The following is a 17,579-nucleotide window of genomic DNA, read 5'->3' on the forward strand; positions in this document are numbered from 1 at the left end:
TATGATCCGCAGCTCGTTTGTTTTATTGTCTGTTATGTCTGTAATGGCTTGCAATTCCAATGAAGCCCAAAAGGAAAAAAGAGGCTCTGATATTACACTGGTAACGCTCGATCCCGGGCATTTTCATGCGGCACTGGTTCAAAAAACGATGTATCCGGGCGTAGATAGTAATGTGTATGTATATGCCCCGGAAGGACCGGATCTGAAGCTGCATCTTGACAGGATCAATGCATATAACACCCGTGCAGATCAGCCTACTCACTGGAACGAACAGGTATATACAGGTACAGATTTTTTTCAGAAAATGATTGCTGAAAAAAAAGGAAACATCGTGGTGATGGCGGGCAATAATCAGAAGAAAACAGAGTATATCTTTAAAACGGTAGATGCCGGTATGAATGTATTGGCCGATAAGCCAATGGTGATTAACAGCGATGGGTTTGAGCTGCTTAAAAAGGCTTTTACAAAAGCTGCAGAAAACAAAGTATTGCTGTATGATATCATGACCGAGCGATTCGAAATCAATACCATGCTGCAAAGAGAATTTTCTCAGGCTAAAAAGCTCTTTGGAGAATTAGAAAAAGGAACACCGGATAACCCGGCGGTAACCAAGGAAAGCGTTCATTATTTTTACAAGTTCGTTTCAGGTAATGTGTTACAGCGTCCTTCCTGGTTTATGGATGTGATGCAACAGGGAGAAGGAATTGTGGATGTGACCACCCATTTGGTGGATCTGGTGCAATGGGAAAGTTTCCCGGGCCAGGTATTGGATTATAATAAAGATGTAGCTTTGATTTCAGCAAAGCGCTGGCCTACGAATATGACGCTAAGTCAATTTAACGCTATCACCAAACAAAATGCGTTTCCCGAATACCTCAAAAAAGACCTGATCAATGATTCTACATTAAGCGTGTACAGCAATGGAGAAATTAACTACAAGTTGCGTGGGGTTCATGCTAAGGTTTCCGTTACCTGGGGATACAAAGCTCCGGAAGGAACGGGCGATACGCATTACTCTATTATGAGGGGAACCCGCACCAATCTTATAATAAAACAAGGAAAGGAAGAAAATTACAGGCCTGTTTTATATATAGAGCCGGTTGGTAAAAAGGATGCTGATTATGAGAAAGATTTAAACGAAGCATTGCAAACAGTAGAGGAAAAATTCCCGGGGATTGGTGTAGAAAAAACAGCAAAGGGATGGCGGGCGGTTATACCTGAGAAGTACAATACAGGCCATGAGGCGCATTTTGGCCAGGTAACAGAAAGCTACCTGAAATATTTAAAGGATGGTAAGCTGCCTGATTGGGAAGTGCCTAATATGATCACCAAATATTATATCACTACATCGGCATTGGAGCTGGCAAAAAAAACTTCAGCAAAATAAAATGAAATTAACAGACTGGGTAAATAATCGGATGCGGCGAATAAGCTGTGCATTGTTGTTCTGTGCAGTAGCTCTAACAAGTGTAAATGCGCAACGTATTGCTACGCTGCGGACCACCACAACAGGCAAAGAACAATTGAGTATTCCCATGCAAGCCGCATTGGATGCTATTACAACATTGCCGGATAGCAGTCTTCAATTGGTTGAAGTGCGTAATGGTAAGAAAGTAAATATTCCTTTCCAGATAAGTTCGACCGCTAACGGAAGGGATTTGTACTGGCAGATAACCCCTTCCGCAGCAACAAATCGTGTATTTGAACTGGAACGTGTTACCGCCCCCAATAATTTTCCACTCATGCAGGCCAGCGAAAATAAAGGCGCTTTAACAATAGGAGATAACGGGAAGGAATTGCTGCAGTATCATTTTGAAACAGTGTATCCGCCTGAAGGTATTGATACAGCCTATAAACGCAGCGGATTTATACACCCTTTAAATACACCGTCGGGTCACGCTTTAACGCGCATTAATGCCCCCGATCATTATCATCACTGGGGATTGTGGAATCCCTGGACACATGTGCGTTTTGAAAATGAGGTAGTTGATTTCTGGAATCTTAAAGACAGGAAAGGAACCGTTCGGTTTGCAGGATTTAACACCATTGAAGCTGGCGCTATTTATTCTGGCTTTAGTGCTTTACATGAGCATATCGTTTTTAAAAAAGATGGTACTGAAAAAACAGCTATCAACGAAGTGCAAACAGTAAAAATTTATAAAGCCCAGCCTAAAGACGCGTACTATATTCTGGACATCAGTTCACAACTCAGTTGTGCCGGTTCTGAACCTGTATTGTTGCTGGAGTATAGATATGGTGGTCTCGGTATTCGTGCTACAGAGCAGTGGGATAATAAAAACAGCACTACCCTGACATCAGAAGGAAAAGACCGTAAGAGTGCCGATGGCAGTACTGCCCGATGGTGTCTTACCCAGGGCAGTTTGGGTAATGAGTATGGCGGCCTGGAAATGATGAGCCACCCGGCCAATTACAATCATCCTGAACCACTGAGAGTATGGCCCGAAAACATGAATGGCCGCGGCGATGTCTTTTTGAATTTTTCTCCAACCAAAAATAAGAACTGGTTATTGGAGCCGGGCAAGAGCTATCTTTTGAAGTATCGGTTTTTGATTTTTGATAATAAGCTTACGGGAGCCCAGGCAGAACAAGCATGGCGATCTTTTGCACATCCGCCAAAACTTCTTGTTCAAAAATAAATGATCCTGTAAACGCCAATCAACGATGTTAAAAAAATGACGCAGATGAAATATAGTTTAATGCTGGTGTGGCTGTTAATGGCTGGTTCCATTTCTTTAGAGGCGCAAACACCTGTTAACTGGAAATCCGTAAAAGTGCTGGTTTACAAAAAAAATGGTAAGGGCTTTGTACATGATAATATTCCTTATGCCGCGCAGGCCATTATAGACCTGGGGAAAAAGCATGGTTTTAAAGTAGACACTTCTTCGCTTCCATCTGTAATGACTGAAGATAACTTAAAACAATACCGGATGCTGATTTTTACAAGCACCAATAATGATGTTTTTGATACGGATGCGCAACGCCTGGCTTTTAGAAGGTATATTGAAGCAGGTGGTGGCTTTGTGGGTATTCATTCGGTTACGGGAACGGAAAGAAACTGGGACTGGTTTAAAATGTTGTTAGGCGGCACTTTTTCCTGGCACGATAAATTTCAGAAGTTTAAAGTACAGGTAATACACCCGAAACACCCGTCTATGAAAGGTACGCCCAGGGTATGGTACAAGGAAGATGAATGTTATTTTGCCAAAGAGCTCTACCCCGGTACACATGTTGTAATGGTAAATGATTTTTCAGGTTTAGATACCAGCAATGCAAAGCTCAACGAAACGCGCACAAAAAATGCCGGTAATCTTAAACAGTATGTTCCCAGCGCCTGGTATCACGACTTTGATGGAGGTACCACCTGGTGTACTACATTAGGACATGATAAAAAAGACTATGCTGATCCCGTATATCTAAAACATATCATGGGAGGTATTGAATATGTGGCCGCTACAGTGAAGAAAATTGATTTTTCGAAATCCTATGCTCTCTCCTTCAATGAACCGGTAAAATACTAGCACAGCAGATTAATGTATAATCAGCTCACAGGGTATTTTTATTGATACAGGTGGCTCGGATCCTGTAGGATTATTAATAAGCTTCATTAATAAAGAAGCTGCCTTTAAGCCCATTTCGTAAGAATTCTCCTCCAGCGAAGCCTTGGGCTTAATATCCAGGTATTTTATAAGGGGGAGATTGCCGAAGCCGATAATATCTATTTTAGGGAGTAGTTTGGGATGGTGGATCTTTACATAATTGATCGCATCCAGGCTTACATAAGTTTTGAATACAAAAAATGCGGTAGGAGGATTTTTTACTTTTAGCAATTCTCTCATAGCCTGATGCGTTTTCTCTTCAGAGAAATCTATTTCCCGTAGCAATTGCAGATCAAAATCTATTTTAAGCTTTTCCAGGGCTTTCTTATAAGCTTCCAACCTTTGGTGACTGGTGCTGAGTATTTTAGGTCCCATCAGGTGAGCAATACGACGATGCCCCAGTTGATATAAGTAATCAATAGCCAATGAGCCAGCATGTATATTGTCTGCGGTAACATTGTTAAAAATAGGCTGACCAAAAGAGCGTGTGAGGAATACAACCGGTATGCCATTTTGCTCAAGCTGTGTAAAGAGATCAGATTTGTTGGTATTCTTGGAAATGGTGATGATAACGCCATCTACCCGGTTGCTGATCAGGTTTTTGATGATCTGCTCTTCCTTATCCGGGTCTTCATGTGATTGGGCAATAATTACCTGGTATTTATGTTTACCCGCGATTTCCTCAACACCGCGTATAGCAGCTACAAAAAACTGGTCAATAAGATCGGGAATAACTACTCCCAGTGTGAAAGACTTACTCTGTTTAAAATGCCTGGCGGCTTCATTGGGAACATAGTTCCAATCCTTGGCCAGCCGGCGCACCCGCTCTTTCGTTAAATCACTAATATTGGCATGATTGCTCAGCGCTTTAGAAACTGTTGATACGGACATATTCAGTTTCTTTGCTATGTCTTTTATAGTGACCCCTTTTTTCACAGGCAAAATATACAAACAATTTTCAAAAGTTCACCTGAATTAGTGAATAGAGCGCTTAAAGGATATTTTTGGCTACGATTTATATATTTTGTTCTTTTGCTACCTTGTTTAATCAATTCTACATATAATGATACAGGTGGGCGGTACAAAACTGTCTTTGAAAGATTTCGAGGAAATTCTTCTTTATAAAAAGCCGATTGCCCTGGATAAGGCTGCTATTGAAAGAGTACAGGCATCCTTTGATTTTTTAAAGCAATTCTCCAATCATAAACTTATTTATGGCATCAATACCGGATTCGGGCCAATGGCTCAATACAAGGTAAGTGATGACAATATACTTCAGTTACAGTATAATCTCATTCGTAGCCACAGCAGTGGCGGTGGCACTGTATTAAACCCTTTATTAGGCAGGGCGGTAATGATTGCCCGGCTGAACAACCACTTACAGGGCTACTCCGGAGTGCATCTGGAGTTGGTGGAGTTAATGACTGCCATGATCAACGCCGACCTGGTTCCTTGTATTTACGAACATGGAGGAGTAGGCGCCAGTGGCGACCTGGTGCAGTTGGCGCACCTGGCATTAGGTGTAATCGGAGAGGGAGAAGTATGGTACCAGGGACAATTGATGCCTGCTGCGCAAGGATTTGAGTTGGCTGGTTTAAAGCCTTTGCAGGTGCATATCAGGGAAGGTCTTTCACTGATCAATGGAACTTCGGCTATGACCGGTGTTGGATTATTAAATATTATCCGTGCGCATAAACTGGTAGATTGGTCGGTGACACTCTCGGCCATTACCAATGAGCTGATGGAAGTATATGATGATCATTTTTCTCATGAACTGAATATTGTAAAACATCACAAAGGACAGAATTATATAGCTGCGGCTTTCAGGGATGTTTTGGCTGGTAGCCAGATGATCCGCAGCCGCTCTGAGCATTTATATAACCCTGAGAATATCCAGCATGATGTATTTGAAGATAAGGTTCAGGAGTATTACTCTTTGCGTTGTGTAACACAGGTGCTCGGGCCGGTATATGACGCGCTGGTACAGGCTGAAAACACAGTAGTCAACGAACTGAACTCGGTGAACGACAACCCTGTAGTCGATGTGGCCAATCAGAATATTTTTCATGGCGGCAATTTCCATGGCGATTATGTTTCCTTCGAAATGGACAAACTGAAGATTGCGATCACCAAGCTCACCATGTTAAGTGAGCGTCAGCTTAACTATTTCCTGAATAGCAGGCTAAACCAGAAGTTTCCTCCGTTTGTAAACCTCGGAGTGCTCGGGTTTAATTTCGGAATGCAGGGTATACAGTTTACTGCCACTTCTACAACGGCTGAAAACCAAACGCTTTCATTCCCTATGTATGTACATAGTATCCCTAATAATAACGATAACCAGGATATTGTAAGTATGGGCTTTAATGCTGCCCAACTTACGAAAAAAGTGATCGATAATGCGTATGAGGTTGTTGCCATACAGGCCATGACACTATTACAAGCCGTAGACTACCTGGAGTGCCAGGAAAAAATGTCGCCTAAAACAAAAGCGGTGTATGATGCCCTCCGGAACATCTTTCCAAAATTTGTGGAAGACAGTCCGCTGTATAAAAGCCTGGCTAAGGTACGTACCTGGCTGGAAGCTAATGCGCCGGCAACTATTTATGGCTAGTTTTTTGTCGCCGTATGCATAACGGTATTAAACCTTGCTGTTCGCTGGGGCGGGCAGTTGCATACTTCGGCCATTCGCCAATGGACATCACTATTAAATATTACCTATCAACAATCAACAAAATATGAATTGTGCTCTTGTAACCGGTGGCTCTCGTGGTATTGGCAAAGCTATTTGCATAAAGCTGGCTACCATGGGCTTTTATGTTTTAATTAACTACAAAGGCAATCAGCAGAAAGCAGAAGAAACATTGGCTGAAGTAAGGGCTGCGGGTAGCGATGGTGAATTATTGCAGTTTGATGTAGCAAATCGCGAAGAAGTACAAACCGTGTTAAATGGCTGGATGGAGGCCAATACCGGTAAAGTAATTGAAGTGTTGGTGAATAATGCCGGTATTAAAGATGATGTGCTGCTGATGTGGATGAAGGATGAGCAGTGGGATAGTGTGCTGGATACCAGCCTCGGAGGCTTTTTTAATGTAACGCGTATTATAGTGAATAGCATGCTACGTCAAAGGTACGGGCGCATAGTGAATGTGGTTTCCCTGAGCGGTTTAAAAGGCCTGGCCGGGCAAACGAATTATTCTGCCGCAAAAGGCGGTGTCATTGCAGCAACCAAAGCATTGGCGCAGGAGGCAGGTAAACGGAATATCACGGTGAACGCTGTTGCTCCCGGCTTTATTAAGACGGATATGACGGTTGATATAGACGAGGCACAAATGAAACAGCTCATACCGGCCAACCGTTTTGGTACCCCCGAAGAAGTGGCGCATGCTGTTGGCTTTTTTGTAACCAAAGAAGCTGGTTATATTACCGGACAGGTGCTTTCTGTAAACGGAGGTTTATACACATAATGAAGAACGGGTCTCAAGTACCGCTAAAGTCTGGTATCTAACATCCAACATCTAGCATCCAACATCTGATATCTGGCATCTAACACCCTACCACTTCATCAAAGCGCTGGCCCAGGTAAAGCCGCTTCCAAAGGCAGATAAACAAATCAGGTCACCCTCTTTTACCTTACCGGCTTCCCAAGCCTCGCAAAGCGCCAGGGGTACAGACGCAGCAGTAGTATTACCATATTTCTGGATATTGTTAAACACCTGGTCATCGCGCAGGCGAAGTTGCTGTTGTATAAATTGTGCGATACGCAGGTTAGCCTGGTGAGGAATCAGCAGCTTTAGATCTTCGGGTTGATAACCATTTTGATTTAAGGCTTCGTAAATAACTTCCGGCATTTTTACCACGGCTCTTTTGAAAACCGCCTGTCCATCCATATAAGGAAAAATGTTCTCCTTGTCTAATAGCTCCTGCGTAATAAATATATTCCCATAAGGACTTGCAGGAACGGGAGGCTTCCATTGCGGGTTGTGTACACCCGCATGAAAACCAGGATTAGGCATGCTTAATATTTCGGCGTCAGCCCCGTCGCTGTGTAAGTGCGTGCTTAATATACCGCGATCGGGAGTAGGGGAGGCTTGCAGTACCACCGCACCGGCGCCATCACCAAAAATAACCGATACATTCCGGCCCCGTGTACTGAAGTCCAAAGCATATGAATGTACTTCGGCTCCAATCACCAATATGTTTTTATACATACCGGTTTTAATGAACTGGTCGCCAATACTCAAAGCATATACAAAACCGCTGCATTGGTTACGCACATCCAATGCACCAATCTCTCTCAACCCCAATAAACGTTGCACCAAAACCCCGCAGCCGGGGAAAAAATAGTCCGGGCTTAAAGTGGCAAAAATCAAAAAATCAATATCATTTGCGGTAATACCTGCACGTTCCATGGCCTGCTTCGCCGCGTTCGCTCCAATAGTAGCAGTGGTCTCTTCAAAACGGGTAACATAACGGCGTTCGCGTATGCCTGTACGTTCCTGTATCCAGGCATCAGTCGTATCCATCACTTTGGTCAGGTCATCATTGGTAACCACGTTTTCGGGAACATATTTTCCTATCCCGGCAATAATCGTCGAGTTCATACTAACAAGTGTTATTCATAGCAAGATAATAAATACCTGCAATTTGTAACAGTTGTAGCGTGAAATAATTACATTGTTAAAGCGCAATTTAAAGTGCCCAGGCTTTATCTCCTTTTTTATAAGGAAATGCCCCGTCGTAACGCCCGGGGGTCTCCACATAACGCAACGCTTTGGTCATACCCTCTTTAGAAGAAAAGTAACCCCAAAGTGTTAACTGTCGCATCATGGCAAAGTAGTGCGGCGGATAGCTTTGTTTGATGTAGCCGGCGCCAAAATTATGTTTGGCCTCTTCTGCTTTAACCCAATCCTCCTGTTGTTGGTTAAACAGTTCTTTTTCTTTTTTATAAGCGTCTGTTTCCTGGTGTGCTTTGGCTTCCTGATGCAGCCTGGTCAGAAATGCTTCCTTTTCTGCAACAGATAAACCGCCAAATGCTTTTTTGTAATGCTCTTTACAGGCATCTTTAAATGTCGCAATACCCTTAATAAAATGATCCTGCTCTATTTTGGTATAACAGTCTGTTACAATTTGCTTCATAAACGCGCCAACCCGGGCTGCTTTGCCGCCGCCCGAATCAGGCGTGGTGGGAATAATCGTTTCCGCGATATCATCTAATAGTGTGATGTCATCGGTATTAAATAAGGCGGCAGAATCGGCGGGATTTTTGCAACCGGACAGAAACATTTCTGCGCCAATAATAGCTCCTCCTAGTAAAACGGAAACACTGGTTAAAGCTTCTCTTCTGTTCATGATTTTTAATAGTTAGATTTTAGACAATTAGTAATGAACTGACAACTATTACAGATTCCCTTTTTTAAGTTCAGCTACGGCATAGTCAGCGGCACGTGCTGTAAACGCCATATAGGTTAATGAGGGATTAACACATCCGGCTGATGTCATAAACGAGCCATCCGTCACAAACACGTTGGGTGCATCCCATACCTGGTTCCATTTATTTAATACGGAGGTTTTGGGATCATTGCCCATTCGGGCAGTTCCCATTTCATGTATACCTTGTCCCATTACCCCGTCTCTATCAAATCCATACACATCCTTCACGCCGGCCTTTTCGAGCATTTCTTTTCCATCCTCCACAATATCCTTCCGCATCTTTTTTTCATTATCTTTTAGCTCCGCGTCTATAGCCAGAATATTTAAACCCCATTTATCCTTCCGCTCTTTGTCCAGTGTGACTACATTCTCATAATAGGGAAGCACTTCTCCAAAGCCACCCATCCAAACGCCCCAGTTGCCGGGCTCGGTAAGTGCTTCTTTTAGGGCAATACCCACCGCTATTTCCTCTGCAGCTTTAGTGCCCCTGTTTCTTGCGGCGCCGCCCTGGTAACCAAAGCCCCTGAGATAATCCCTCTTTTCATTATTCAGGTTCCGGTAGCGGGGTATATAAACACCATTGGGCCTGCGACCATATACATACTGATCTTCATAGCCTTCCATTCTTCCCCCGGCTCCTGAGCCCAGGTGGTGATCCATTAAATAATGACCCAGTGCGCCACTGCTGCTACCCAGGCCGCCGGGCCATATATCCGTAGCCGAGTTGAGCAATAACCAGGTGCTGTTGAGGGTGGAGGCATTCACAAATACTATTTTGGATTTGTAAGTATAAGTTTGATTGGTATCTGCATCCAGCACTTCTACACCCGACGCCTTTTTCTTATCCTTATCGTATAGTATTTGTGTAACAATGCTCATAGGGCGAAGCGTAAGATTACCTGTTTTAACGGCTGCCGGAAGCGTAGAAGACTGTGTGCTGAAGTAACCTCCGAACGGGCACCCAAATTCGCATTTATTGCGGTATTGACAGGGCGTTCGCCCGGGTACCGGGGCGGTCAGGTGAGCGCATCGGCCAATGATCAACCGTCGCTGATCGTTATACTCTTTTTTAATGCGGGCAGCTATGTCTTTTTCAACAATATTCATATCCATGGGCGGTAAAAACTGCCCGTCGGGTAACTGGGGCAGGTTCTCGACGCTGCCGCTCACTCCAATGAATTGCTCTACACGATCGTACCAGGGCGCGATTTCTTTATAACGAACGGGCCAGTCAATTTCTATTCCTTCTTTGGCGTTGGCTTCAAAATCAATATCACTCCAGCGGTAGGTTTGTTTCCCCCACAATAACGAACGGCCCCCTACCTGGTAGCCCCGGAACCAGTTGAATTGTTTGACTTCAGTATACGGCGTTTCAGCGTCATTGGCCCACCAATCGAGGTTTTTTTCGTTAGGACCAAATCCTCTGATCCGGTTAACATAAAGTTCCTTCTGGGCTAATGTAAGGCTGCCATGATGTGGAAACTCCCATGGGCCTTTTGCTGTATTCACATAGTCTTTAATATGCTCCACATTCTTGCCACGCTCCAGCATCAAAACCTTTAAGCCTTTTTCACAGAGTTCTTTGGCAGCCCAGCCGCCGCTGATGCCCGAACCGATAACAATGGCATCAAAATACTGTTCCTTCATAAATTCAATCGTTTTAATTTTTATTACGCTCAACGGAAGGAATAGCTTGGATCGCTTTCATGAAATAAAGGCAAACTCCCCTGAGCACGACGAAAATATAATTTTTTTCCCAATTGAAACCGATTTCATTTTAAGGTGGGTGCATGACATTTTATTGAACATATATTTTTAACCACTCCAAAGAGTCCTTCGGACATAGGCACATAGAATGGGATCGCAAAACAGAAAACATAAGAACCACACAGATCTATGCTCCGCCTTTAGTGGAATGCTGTATATTCTAAAACGCCACATAATGCTATGTATCTATGTGGTTTAAAAAAAGTTATGCACCTTTTAAGTTAATTCCGTGAAAAACCCGGATCAGGGTTGTCCGGGTTTTTTTATTGGGGAAAATGAATGTCGGCAGAATTGCTACTTCACACGCTTTTGTAATTCATCTACTTTCAGATTCATCATACGTCCGGCTTTTTCTTTATTACGATAGGTGATGATTCGTAATTGTGATGCTCCTTTAGGAATGATCAGCGGTTCTTTGTAAGCAGGGTAAAAATTATCGGGAGGTGAATTATCAAAACTGTAATGCATCGTCAGTCCACTTATTTCGGGAGTAAGCTCAACGGCATATTGTCCACCCGCCAGTTTTTTAACGGTTACAGCCGGATCATATATAGCAGGTGAGTAGTTGGTTTCTGCATACTGCAGTCTTTTAAAATGATCTTCAGTTTTAGCTACAAATCCATCCCAGTTCTTTTTCTCCTCGGGAGACCATAAAGACTCGGAAATAGCAAAGCCACGTGGCCAGGTCATGTATTCTGCGTAACGGATATTATAAATTTGTTCAGTCCATAAATTGGCTTGTCCACCTAATATGTATTTCGCGTTCGCTCCCTTAGGCAGGGGATTAAACTTGTACGACTGGTTCAGTAATAGTTTAGCATAAACAGGGGACTCTACTGCCATATCGCCCTGCATATAATCAATATAAGCATAGGTTGTAGGACTCATTACCACATAATGGCCTTTTTGTGAAGCTTCTATTCCGGCTTTTTCCCCGCGCCAGCTCATAATGGCCGTAGACGGTGACACGCCTCCTTCCAGCACCTCATCCCATCCCATCATTTTTTTACCTTTCGCCTTTACAATTTGTTCTACTCTTTTTTCAAAATATGCCTGTACCTGTGGGATGGTCTTCAGTCCTTCGCGTTTCATCAATGCCTGAACCTGCGCATTTTTTTCCCAGAAATTATGGGGTGCTTCATCGCCACCCAAATGTATATATTCAAAAGGAAAAAGCTGGGCTACTTCGGTAAGCACTTTATCCATAAAGCCGTATACCTTTTCGTTGGCGGGACAGAGGGTGTTATCTAAGAGCGCAATAGGCGGAGCGCCGCGCGACCAGTCCATGATGGGTTGTCCATAGCGGGGCTGGTATTTATCGGCTCCGGGAGTGCAGGACAGTTCCGGATAAGCGGCAATGGCTGCCAGGCTATGGCCCGGCACATCTATCTCCGGTATTATATTAACAAATCGCTCGCTGGCATACCGAACCAACTCCTTAATGTCTTCATGCGTATAAAAGCCACCATAGGCTTTGGGTTCGTTGGGTTCAGGCGCGCCAAAACTATTAAAGGTTCCTGTGCGGTTGATTCGCCAGGCGCCTACACTTGTAAGTTTGGGCAGGCTTTTTATTTCCAAACGCCAGCCTTCATCGTCCGTTAAATGAAAATGAAGGATATTGTATTTATACCGAACCATGGCGTCTATATATTGCTTTACCTCATCGACTGTAAAAAAATGCCGGGATACGTCCAGCATTAAACCGCGCCAGCTGAGTTTGGGCTGATCTTTAATTTCCACCACGGGTATTTCCCATTTCACATTTTCTACTGGTTGTTTACTTTCAATAGCCGGAGGCAACAATTGCAGCAAACTTTGAATACCATAAAACAGACCGGCCGGTTTGTTGGCCTTTATAAAAACTTTGGCAGGTGTAACGGATAGGGTATAACCTTCTTTGCCCAGCTGATCTCCGGACACTAACTCTAATGAAATGTTAGCGGCATTGGCATCTGTAGTAGTAACAACGGTATTACCGGTAGCAGTAGTTAGTTTTTGCTCAAGGAATTTCAACGTTTGCGCCAGCTCTGTAGATGCAGGCGCGGATATCCTGATCTCCTTAGGCAGCTTAAAACTTCCAGATCCGCCGGTAACAGAAACAGGCTCAGGGATGATTTTTATAGGCTGTTGCGATCGGACGGTTAGAAAAGAAATAGTTAATAGCAGGATAGTGAGAGAAAAATTTTTTGTCATACCAAATGTTTTATGAGCAATAGCAATAGTTGAAGATACGTAAACTGCGCAAATGGCAGGAACGAAGATGGGGAAAAATGATCCAGGTGCGACCTTTTAAATGCTAAAATTATATTAGCCTGATCATTATCTTGCAGGCGTTTTTTAATATAAAGCATCAAGCAATCTGTCCGCTTATGATCATTCAATTTATAATACTACTAACAGGTATCGTCCTTTTTGTATATTTTGGATTTTCTGCTCTTAAAGAGAAAAATAGACTTTCAGGTGAGCCATTGCCCACAAAGTATAAAGAACTTTTACAGGAGCACGTTGCTTTTTATAAGGCGCTTGGGGAAAAGCAAAAAGCCGCATTTGATAAACGGGTTCAACATTTCCTGGCAACCACTACTATTACAGGTGTGGGTGCCCATGTAGAAGATTTGGACAGGGTGCTTATCGCCGCCAGCGCTGTCATCCCTATTTTTCACTTTCCCGATTGGGAATATGTGAATTTGCAGGAAGTGCTTTTATATCCCGAAACTTTCAATGAATCTTTTGAACAGCAGGGCAGTGATAGAAATATATTGGGTATGGTAGGCACAGGGGGTATGAATAATACCATGATCTTGTCTAAGCACGCTTTGCGTGAAGGTTTCAGCAATAAAACAGACAAGAGTAATACGGCGATCCATGAGTTTGTGCATCTGATCGATAAAACCGATGGCGCTACAGATGGGATTCCTGAAATACTGCTTCAGCATCAATATGTGATGCCCTGGCTCAACCTTATGCATGAAAATATAAAGGAAATACGTGCCAATAAATCTGATATTAATCCGTATGCAAGTACGAATCAGCAGGAGTTTTTAGCGGTAGCGGCCGAATATTTTTTTGAACGACCACAATTAATGAAAATAAAACATCCGGAGCTTTATGAAATGCTGGAAAAGATTTTCCGGCAGAAAGCGGTGGTATAAAACCATGATATAATTGAATCACGGGCTATAGGTAACGCTTTTACTAAAGGATACCTCAACAATTCTTGTTTTTGTCTGTTGTACTTTTGCACAGATTTTTTATGAGTACTGCAGAAACTATTATCCAAACCCGCACGTTTGAAAATGTAAAACAATTACCCGAAACGAATAAGAAGATAGCCACCTGGTTATCCTTTTTGTTGATACCGCTTTCAGGGCTTATTACAGATATCTACATCCCTTCGATGCCGCACATGGCGCAGGACCTGCACCAGCCGGAACATAGCATTCAGTTAACGCTGACATTATTTCTCATCAGTTATGGAGCATCACAATTTATTACAGGCAGCCTGATCGATAGCTTTGGGCGGTTCAGGCTTACACTGTTCTCCCTGGTTATTTTTATTTTCAGCAACCTGGTAATTGTATCTACCCGACAGATAGAAATGATCTATGCCATGCGTATTGTACAGGGAATTACTACCGGTTTTATCGTAGTGGCCAAGCGGGCTTTTTTTGTAGATGTATATGAAGGAGAGAAACGTAAGCACTACCTGAGCATTATGTCCATCGTGTGGTCCTCTGCGCCGGTTATTGCACCGTTTATTGGCGGTTACCTGGAGAAGTATTTTAACTGGCAGGCGAATTTTTATGCATTGGCAGTGTACGCGTTGGTAATGCTGGTGTTGGAATGGATCTATTCGGGAGAAACCTTGCAGAATAAGCGGCTCTTTAAAGGAGTGCAGATTGTAAAAGATTACCGGTTCATGCTAAAGGATAAAAGTTTTGGCTGGGGGATTGCGATGTGTGGTTTGTCTTATGGTGCAACAATGGTATTCAGTTTATCCGGCGCATTTATCATAGAACACCGCTTGCATTTTTCGGCAGTAGTAGCCGGTTACGCCGCGTTGTTAATGGGTCTGGCCTGGATGACCGGTGGCTTTATCGGTAAGGCGTTGCTTAATAAGGCATTTTTACCAAAGCTCAAAATCAGTAATGCGCTCCAGCTCATTTTTGCGATCGCTATGATAGGGATGGCCGCATTTTCTTACAATATCTACACTTTACTAGCCTTTGCCTTTTTAGTGCATATTTGTGTGGGCTTTATTTTCAATAACTATTTTGCTTTTTGCCTGGGACGCTTTCCCGCCATGGCCGGTATGGCCAGCGGACTCACCGGTGGAGGCGTGTACATTGTTACTTCTATCGTAAGCTATAGTGTAGTTGGCTCATTACAGCCGCAAAATCAACAGGGACTTGGCTGTAGCTACCTGATCACAGGGGTTGTATCTTTCCTGATTCTCCATCTTCTTCTCAGGAAAGTGAAAGCGAAAACCGGATAATTGCCTTATTCGGGCAGCACTAATTGATAAGGTTTACCGCCCTTTATAGTTAAAGAATTGCCGCGCAACCAGGGATTCAGTGTTTTTAATACTTTATAGGTAGTACCGTTACTACGTGCAAAATTTACCAGGTTAGGTATATTTTGACTAATATTTATCGTTCTTGTTTTAAGATTTGTATAACGGTAGCCGCCTGTTATATCATAGCCCAGCTCATCTGCATTGGAAAGTAAATGTTTAAAGGTAAGAATGCGAAAAATATAGCGGTTGGTTTCTTCAGGCAACACGAGGTCGTAATAATTATTGGAGCTTTGTTGGGTTGCCCTTTGATTGTAACCTCCCATGCCACAATTATAGGAGGCGGCAGCAGCTGTCCAGTTGCCGAATTTATTATATGCCTGCTTTAAATATTTGCAGGCCGCTTCAGTTGACTTAATTACATGGTAACGCTCATCCACCGTCCCGCTGACCTCCAGATTGTAACCGGGGGCAGTACCGGCCATAAACTGCCAGAAGCCCGTTGCGCCCACCTTTGAAATAAGATTTTGCAGGTTGCTTTCCGCCACACATAAATATTTAAAATCATCGGGAACATTGTTGGCCTTAAGTATCGGCTCTATCTGCGGAAAGAAACGTTCGGCCAGCTTAATAATATATATCACATTTTGTGGTTGAAAGTAATTGTAGGTAAGCTCTCTGTCCAGCTGCTCTTTTATTTCCCAACGATCCAGTGGAACTTCTTCACCTGCAAAGCTCATGTTTTCCGGCAGCGCGGGGGCTTTGTATAGTCCCGGGACAGCTATTTTCTCAATTCTTTCGGGTTTACCTTTAAAGCCCAGCATGCTCATTACAGTGAAGCAAACACCAACACCTGCAAAGAACGCCAGGCAGGTAATAGCAACTTTTTTCATTAGTTTATATTAAAAAATGATTAGGTGATCAGGGACGGCCGCTCCGGATACTCCTCTTTTCAAACCTTTTATAAAATTTTTAATCCTGAAATTACACCAAATCGGGATGAAAAATTTCATCAAAGGTTCCCTGTCTGCCAACAGGCAGGCTTCTGACCAATAAATAAAAGTTTTACAGAAGAAATATAAACATTCGCAAAGAATATGCCCTTCTGGTACTATTGTATAGCTTTTTCTATTTGCTTTACATGTCTTTCGTTGTGGTAGATCACTACTCTTAATGTGTCTCCCAGCTTCAGCCTAATCAGGGAGGAAATGCTGATAGAAGTTTTTATAGTACTGAGATTGACGTTCCGGCATTGTTGCAGTAAATCCAGCATGGTTTGCAACTGAAGAATAAAAGTGTTGATTACTGCCCGGTCTACATTGCTATTCAAAGGATTCATTGCCGCGAATGTTTTCATCTTATTCAGCTTTTCCTTCGGCAACATGCTGTTAGCAAAGTAGTTGCCCAGCCACCCGCTTTTAAATACAGGTGCAGCATTCGTCCTGGTTTCCATGATGCGTTTGCTGATTTCAGGTAAATAGAAATTACCATACCGGTTTAAATGCTCGATGCACTCCAATGCACTCCAGCTGGTTACACTGGCTTTTTGTGTCAACGCCTGATCAGGCAACGATTGTAATTGTTGAATATAAAAAAGATGCTGGTTGGTTAAGTCTGTCAATTCATTTAATAATTGATGCGATGCTATTTTCATGCTGCAAAGATGAAACCGGCCGGTTGGAAAAATATTGACAGATGTCAACGTTTTTTCAATCGGGATAATGTTTCGGGGCTCATACGCAGGTAAGCCGCGATATACTTATTCGCTACCTCCTGAAATAGCTGCGGACTTCTTTTGAATACCCGCTCATAGCGTTCGCGCGGCGATTGTATCAGCAAATCCTTTTCGCGCTCTATCTGCTGAACTACCAGGTTCTCCAGCATTTTTGTCCATAATACGGCGCCCTTTTCATTTTGCTCTATAAATCGGGCAAAAGATTTTTTGGTTACAGTTTTCACCCGGCATTTTTTAATAGCCTGGATATAAAATTCAGAAGGACGTTCTGTTAAAAATGAATCCAGCGACACAATAATATTGCCCTTATAGCCAAACCGGACGATACGTTCCTCTTCGCCATCTACAATAAAGGCATATACACTGCCTTGTTCTATATAGTAAATATTAGTATCCGTAGAGCCTGCTTTCTTAAGGAAATCGCCTCTTTCCAGAAAAATGGTCTTTTCGAATAAACCGTTGGCATCCAATAATGCTGCTATATTGGCGGGAGAAAGTGACATCAGGCAACCTTTTA

The 17,579-nt window shown here is 43.1% G+C and carries 15 protein-coding genes; 7 read left to right on the top strand and 8 right to left on the bottom strand.

Annotated elements, in window-relative coordinates:
- Position 1: 1 nt before the first annotated feature.
- The 3 genes from U0035_RS17165 to U0035_RS17175 are packed head-to-tail and all read left to right on the top strand — an operon-like array spanning position 2 to position 3,539.
- The gene (locus tag U0035_RS17165) at positions 2–1,387 is read left to right on the top strand and encodes a putative oxidoreductase C-terminal domain-containing protein (protein WP_114792427.1); all 1,386 of its coding nucleotides are present in this window, start codon (positions 2–4) and stop codon (positions 1,385–1,387) included.
- A gap of 1 nt (position 1,388) precedes the next feature.
- Complete coding sequence (locus tag U0035_RS17170; RefSeq protein ID WP_245957804.1) at positions 1,389–2,657, top strand: DUF6807 domain-containing protein; 1,269 nt, start codon at positions 1,389–1,391, stop codon at positions 2,655–2,657.
- A 45-nt stretch (positions 2,658–2,702) separates the two neighbouring features.
- Positions 2,703–3,539: a ThuA domain-containing protein gene (locus U0035_RS17175; RefSeq protein ID WP_211316513.1), complete on the top strand. Its 837-nt coding sequence runs from the start codon at positions 2,703–2,705 to the stop codon at positions 3,537–3,539.
- Positions 3,540–3,548: 9 nt separating this feature from the next.
- Here U0035_RS17175 and U0035_RS17180 read toward each other — a convergent pair whose 3' ends face one another.
- Positions 3,549–4,553, bottom strand: coding sequence for a LacI family DNA-binding transcriptional regulator (locus U0035_RS17180; protein ID WP_262510948.1), 1,005 nt, complete (start codon positions 4,551–4,553; stop codon positions 3,549–3,551).
- A gap of 127 nt (positions 4,554–4,680) precedes the next feature.
- Between U0035_RS17180 and flxA the strand changes: the two genes are divergently transcribed.
- Positions 4,681–6,228 (top strand): flexirubin biosynthesis tyrosine ammonia-lyase FlxA, encoded by a 1,548-nt coding sequence (flxA, locus tag U0035_RS17185; protein ID WP_114792430.1) that lies wholly within the window; start codon positions 4,681–4,683, stop codon positions 6,226–6,228.
- A gap of 124 nt (positions 6,229–6,352) precedes the next feature.
- Entirely contained in the window at positions 6,353–7,081 is a 729-nt protein-coding gene (gene flxB / locus U0035_RS17190) for a flexirubin biosynthesis SDR family reductase FlxB (RefSeq protein WP_114792431.1), read from the top strand.
- An 87-nt stretch (positions 7,082–7,168) separates the two neighbouring features.
- On the opposite strand, the gene U0035_RS17195 is transcribed toward flxB, so the two are convergent.
- From U0035_RS17195 to U0035_RS17210, 4 genes are all read right to left on the bottom strand, one after another.
- Positions 7,169–8,218 carry a 3-oxoacyl-ACP synthase III family protein gene (locus U0035_RS17195; protein ID WP_114792432.1) on the bottom strand — a complete coding sequence of 350 codons (1,050 nt, stop codon included), beginning with the start codon at positions 8,216–8,218 and terminating at the stop codon, positions 7,169–7,171.
- A gap of 88 nt (positions 8,219–8,306) precedes the next feature.
- Positions 8,307–8,966 carry a gluconate 2-dehydrogenase subunit 3 family protein gene (locus U0035_RS17200; RefSeq protein ID WP_114792433.1) on the bottom strand — a complete coding sequence of 220 codons (660 nt, stop codon included), beginning with the start codon at positions 8,964–8,966 and terminating at the stop codon, positions 8,307–8,309.
- A 48-nt stretch (positions 8,967–9,014) separates the two neighbouring features.
- Entirely contained in the window at positions 9,015–10,694 is a 1,680-nt protein-coding gene (locus U0035_RS17205; RefSeq protein WP_114792434.1) for a GMC oxidoreductase, read from the bottom strand.
- Positions 10,695–11,108: 414 nt separating this feature from the next.
- Complete coding sequence (locus U0035_RS17210; protein ID WP_114792435.1) at positions 11,109–13,007, bottom strand: beta-N-acetylhexosaminidase; 1,899 nt, start codon at positions 13,005–13,007, stop codon at positions 11,109–11,111.
- 176 nt (positions 13,008–13,183) lie between these two features.
- On the opposite strand from U0035_RS17210, the gene U0035_RS17215 reads away from it, so the two are divergent.
- Both U0035_RS17215 and U0035_RS17220 read left to right on the top strand, forming a co-directional pair.
- Positions 13,184–13,966, top strand: coding sequence for a M90 family metallopeptidase (locus tag U0035_RS17215; protein ID WP_114792436.1), 783 nt, complete (start codon positions 13,184–13,186; stop codon positions 13,964–13,966).
- Positions 13,967–14,067: 101 nt separating this feature from the next.
- Complete coding sequence (locus U0035_RS17220; protein WP_114792484.1) at positions 14,068–15,309, top strand: MFS transporter; 1,242 nt, start codon at positions 14,068–14,070, stop codon at positions 15,307–15,309.
- A 5-nt stretch (positions 15,310–15,314) separates the two neighbouring features.
- On the opposite strand, the gene U0035_RS17225 is transcribed toward U0035_RS17220, so the two are convergent.
- From U0035_RS17225 to U0035_RS17235, 3 genes are all read right to left on the bottom strand, one after another.
- Positions 15,315–16,220, bottom strand: a complete 906-nt coding sequence (locus U0035_RS17225) for a lytic transglycosylase domain-containing protein (RefSeq protein WP_114792437.1) — start codon at positions 16,218–16,220, stop codon at positions 15,315–15,317.
- Between the two features lie 218 nt (positions 16,221–16,438).
- Positions 16,439–16,981: a DinB family protein gene (locus U0035_RS17230; protein ID WP_211316514.1), complete on the bottom strand. Its 543-nt coding sequence runs from the start codon at positions 16,979–16,981 to the stop codon at positions 16,439–16,441.
- 44 nt (positions 16,982–17,025) lie between these two features.
- Positions 17,026–17,565, bottom strand: a complete 540-nt coding sequence (locus tag U0035_RS17235) for a Crp/Fnr family transcriptional regulator (protein ID WP_114792438.1) — start codon at positions 17,563–17,565, stop codon at positions 17,026–17,028.
- Positions 17,566–17,579 lie beyond the last annotated feature (14 nt).

This window comes from Niabella yanshanensis (genome assembly GCF_034424215.1).
GTDB classification, from domain to species: domain Bacteria; phylum Bacteroidota; class Bacteroidia; order Chitinophagales; family Chitinophagaceae; genus Niabella; species Niabella yanshanensis.